The 5,211-nt window shown below is 57.4% G+C and carries 2 rRNA genes; both read right to left on the bottom strand.

Going from position 1 to position 5,211, the window contains the following annotated elements:
• Positions 1-22: 22 nt before the first annotated feature.
• Positions 23-3,142, bottom strand: a 23S ribosomal RNA gene (locus tag QNO09_RS39410).
• A 307-nt stretch (positions 3,143-3,449) separates the two neighbouring features.
• Positions 3,450-4,976 (bottom strand): 16S ribosomal RNA (locus tag QNO09_RS39405).
• Together the 16S and 23S rRNA genes form the textbook arrangement of a ribosomal RNA operon.
• Between the last annotated feature and the right edge of the window lie 235 nt (positions 4,977-5,211).

The raw sequence follows: 5,211 nt of genomic DNA, 5'->3' as shown, positions 1-5,211 counted from the left end.
AACACAGTGGACGCGAGCAACTGAGGACAAGCCCTCGGCCTATTAGTACCGGTCAACTCCACACGTTACCGTGCTTCCATATCCGGCCTATCAACCCAGTCGTCTACTGGGAGCCTTACCCTCTCAAGGAGGTGGGAATACTCATCTCGAAGCAGGCTTCCCGCTTAGATGCTTTCAGCGGTTATCCCTCCCGAACGTAGCCAACCAGCCATGCCCTTGGCAGAACAACTGGCACACCAGAGGTTCGTCCGTCCCGGTCCTCTCGTACTAGGGACAGCCCTTCTCAATATTCCTACGCGCACAGCGGATAGGGACCGAACTGTCTCACGACGTTCTAAACCCAGCTCGCGTACCGCTTTAATGGGCGAACAGCCCAACCCTTGGGACCGACTCCAGCCCCAGGATGCGACGAGCCGACATCGAGGTGCCAAACCATCCCGTCGATATGGACTCTTGGGGAAGATCAGCCTGTTATCCCCGGGGTACCTTTTATCCGTTGAGCGACGGCGCTTCCACAAGCCACCGCCGGATCACTAGTCCCGACTTTCGTCCCTGCTCGACCCGTCGGTCTCACAGTCAAGCTCCCTTGTGCACTTACACTCAACACCTGATTGCCAACCAGGCTGAGGGAACCTTTGGGCGCCTCCGTTACTCTTTAGGAGGCAACCGCCCCAGTTAAACTACCCATCAGACACTGTCCCTGATCCGGATCACGGACCCAGGTTAGACATCCAGCACGACCAGACTGGTATTTCAACGACGACTCCCCCTGAACTGGCGTCCAGAGTTCACAGTCTCCCAGCTATCCTACACAAGCCGAACCGAACACCAATATCAAACTGTAGTAAAGGTCCCGGGGTCTTTCCGTCCTGCTGCGCGAAACGAGCATCTTTACTCGTAGTGCAATTTCACCGGGCCTATGGTTGAGACAGTCGAGAAGTCGTTACGCCATTCGTGCAGGTCGGAACTTACCCGACAAGGAATTTCGCTACCTTAGGATGGTTATAGTTACCACCGCCGTTTACTGGCGCTTAAGTTCTCAGCTTCGCCACCCCGAAGAGTGACTAACCGGTCCCCTTAACGTTCCAGCACCGGGCAGGCGTCAGTCCGTATACATCGCCTTACGGCTTCGCACGGACCTGTGTTTTTAGTAAACAGTCGCTTCTCGCTGGTCTCTGCGGCCACCCCCAGCTCAGAGCGCAAAGCTCATCACCGGACGTGGCCCCCCTTCTCCCGAAGTTACGGGGGCATTTTGCCGAGTTCCTTAACCATAGTTCACCCGAACGCCTCGGTATTCTCTACCTGACCACCTGAGTCGGTTTAGGGTACGGGCCGCCATGAAACTCGCTAGAGGCTTTTCTCGACAGCATAGGATCATCCACTTCACCACAATCGGCTCGGCATCAGGTCTCAGACTATTGCCAGGCGGATTTACCTACCTGACGTCCTACACCCTTACCCCGGGACAACCACCGCCCGGGATGGACTACCTTCCTGCGTCACCCCATCACTCACCTACTAACCGCTTGGTCCGGCGGCTCCACCACTCCCCTTCACCCGAAGGATCCAGGACGGCTTCACGGCCTTAGCATCACGATGCTCGATGTTTGACGCTTCACAGCGGGTACCGGAATATCAACCGGTTATCCATCGACTACGCCTGTCGGCCTCGCCTTAGGTCCCGACTTACCCTGGGCAGATCAGCTTGACCCAGGAACCCTTAGTCAATCGGCGCAAACGTTTCTCACGTTTGTATCGCTACTCATGCCTGCATTCTCACTCGTGAACCGTCCACAACTCGCTTCCGCGGCTGCTTCACCCGGCACACGACGCTCCCCTACCCATCCACACACCCGTTGGGGCTCTTGTGTGAATGACACGACTTCGGCGGTACGCTTGAGCCCCGCTACATTGTCGGCGCGGAATCACTAGACCAGTGAGCTATTACGCACTCTTTCAAGGGTGGCTGCTTCTAAGCCAACCTCCTGGTTGTCTCTGCGACTCCACATCCTTTCCCACTTAGCGTACGCTTAGGGGCCTTAGTCGATGCTCTGGGCTGTTTCCCTCTCGACCATGGAGCTTATCCCCCACAGTCTCACTGCCGCGCTCTCACTTACCGGCATTCGGAGTTTGGCTAAGGTCAGTAACCCGGTAGGGCCCATCGCCTATCCAGTGCTCTACCTCCGGCAAGAAACACACGACGCTGCACCTAAATGCATTTCGGGGAGAACCAGCTATCACGGAGTTTGATTGGCCTTTCACCCCTAACCACAGGTCATCCCCCAGGTTTTCAACCCTGGTGGGTTCGGTCCTCCACGAAGTCTTACCTCCGCTTCAACCTGCCCATGGCTAGATCACTCCGCTTCGGGTCTTGAGCGCGCTACTATATCGCCCTATTCGGACTCGCTTTCGCTACGGCTTCCCCACACGGGTTAACCTCGCAACACACCGCAAACTCGCAGGCTCATTCTTCAAAAGGCACGCAGTCACGAGGCAAGCACAAGTGCTTGCCCGACGCTCCCACGGCTTGTAGGCACACGGTTTCAGGTACTATTTCACTCCGCTCCCGCGGTACTTTTCACCATTCCCTCACGGTACTATCCGCTATCGGTCACCAGGGAATATTTAGGCTTAGCGGGTGGTCCCGCCAGATTCACACGGGATTTCTCGGGCCCCGTGCTACTTGGGTGTCTCTCAAACGAGCCGCTGATGTTTCGACTACGGGGGTCTTACCCTCTACGCCGGACCTTTCGCATGTCCTTCGCCTACATCAACGGTTTCTGACTCGTCTCACGGCCGGCAGACCGTAAAAGAGAGATCCCACAACCCCGCATACGCAACCCCTGCCGGGTCTCACACGTATACGGTTTGGCCTCATCCGGTTTCGCTCGCCACTACTCCCGGAATCACGGTTGTTTTCTCTTCCTGCGGGTACTGAGATGTTTCACTTCCCCGCGTTCCCTCCACACTGCCTATGTGTTCAGCAGCGGGTGACAGCCCATGACGACTGCCGGGTTTCCCCATTCGGAAACCCCCGGATCAAAGCCTGGTTGACGACTCCCCGGGGACTATCGTGGCCTCCCACGTCCTTCATCGGTTCCTGGTGCCAAGGCATCCACCGTGCGCCCTTAAAAACTTGGCCACAGATGCTCGCGTCCACTGTGCAGTTCTCAAACAACGACCAGCCACCCGTCACACACCGCTTACGCGATGCTTCACCGGGGCCGGCGACTGAGGAAAAATCCGTTCCCTCAGACACCCAACAGCGTGCCCGACACACTCCCCGCTCCCCTCAACGTTCCACGCTCCGAAGAGCAGTACTAGAAGGAGAAGACGATCAAGTATGCCGAGTAGTCAACGTTCCACCCATGAGCAACCAGCATCAGACATTCGCTGATGTACTGGCCTCTGAACCAGCCCCGAAGGACCAGCTGAGAAGTGCTCCTTAGAAAGGAGGTGATCCAGCCGCACCTTCCGGTACGGCTACCTTGTTACGACTTCGTCCCAATCGCCAGTCCCACCTTCGACAGCTCCCTCCCACAAGGGGTTGGGCCACCGGCTTCGGGTGTTACCGACTTTCGTGACGTGACGGGCGGTGTGTACAAGGCCCGGGAACGTATTCACCGCAGCAATGCTGATCTGCGATTACTAGCGACTCCGACTTCATGGGGTCGAGTTGCAGACCCCAATCCGAACTGAGACCGGCTTTTTGAGATTCGCTCCACCTCGCGGTATCGCAGCTCATTGTACCGGCCATTGTAGCACGTGTGCAGCCCAAGACATAAGGGGCATGATGACTTGACGTCGTCCCCACCTTCCTCCGAGTTGACCCCGGCGGTCTCCCGTGAGTCCCCAACACCCCGAAGGGCTTGCTGGCAACACGGGACAAGGGTTGCGCTCGTTGCGGGACTTAACCCAACATCTCACGACACGAGCTGACGACAGCCATGCACCACCTGTACACCGACCACAAGGGGGGCACTATCTCTAATGCTTTCCGGTGTATGTCAAGCCTTGGTAAGGTTCTTCGCGTTGCGTCGAATTAAGCCACATGCTCCGCCGCTTGTGCGGGCCCCCGTCAATTCCTTTGAGTTTTAGCCTTGCGGCCGTACTCCCCAGGCGGGGCACTTAATGCGTTAGCTGCGGCACGGACAACGTGGAATGTTGCCCACACCTAGTGCCCACCGTTTACGGCGTGGACTACCAGGGTATCTAATCCTGTTCGCTCCCCACGCTTTCGCTCCTCAGCGTCAGTATCGGCCCAGAGATCCGCCTTCGCCACCGGTGTTCCTCCTGATATCTGCGCATTTCACCGCTACACCAGGAATTCCGATCTCCCCTACCGAACTCTAGCCTGCCCGTATCGACTGCAGACCCGGGGTTAAGCCCCGGGCTTTCACAACCGACGTGACAAGCCGCCTACGAGCTCTTTACGCCCAATAATTCCGGACAACGCTCGCGCCCTACGTATTACCGCGGCTGCTGGCACGTAGTTAGCCGGCGCTTCTTCTGCAGGTACCGTCACTTTCGCTTCTTCCCTGCTGAAAGAGGTTTACAACCCGAAGGCCGTCATCCCTCACGCGGCGTCGCTGCATCAGGCTTTCGCCCATTGTGCAATATTCCCCACTGCTGCCTCCCGTAGGAGTCTGGGCCGTGTCTCAGTCCCAGTGTGGCCGGTCGCCCTCTCAGGCCGGCTACCCGTCGTCGCCTTGGTGAGCCATTACCTCACCAACAAGCTGATAGGCCGCGGGCTCATCCTGCACCGCCGGAGCTTTCGACTCTCACAGATGCCTGTGACAGTCAGTATCCGGTATTAGACCCCGTTTCCAGGGCTTGTCCCAGAGTGCAGGGCAGATTGCCCACGTGTTACTCACCCGTTCGCCACTAATCCCCACCGAAGTGGTTCATCGTTCGACTTGCATGTGTTAAGCACGCCGCCAGCGTTCGTCCTGAGCCAGGATCAAACTCTCCGTGAATGTTTTCCCGTAATCGGGATGAACACCACGAGAGCGGAACAGTCAGGCGGAATAGGCCCGACCGTTCACAGCGTCCTCGCTGTGTGTTTTTCAAAGGAACCTCGACCATCGGTTGTCCGATGGACGGGGTATCAACATATCTGGCGTTGACTTTTGGCACGCTGTTGAGTTCTCAAGGAACGGTCGCTTCCTTTGTACTCACCCTCTCGGGCTTTCCTCCGGGCTTCCCTTCGGT

Origin of the sequence: Streptomyces sp. 378, from assembly GCF_030124145.1 — a bacterium.
Lineage (GTDB): Bacteria > Actinomycetota > Actinomycetes > Streptomycetales > Streptomycetaceae > Streptomyces.
The sequence above is the reverse complement of the archived record's forward strand: the minus strand, read 5'-3'. Positions and strand labels throughout refer to the sequence as shown.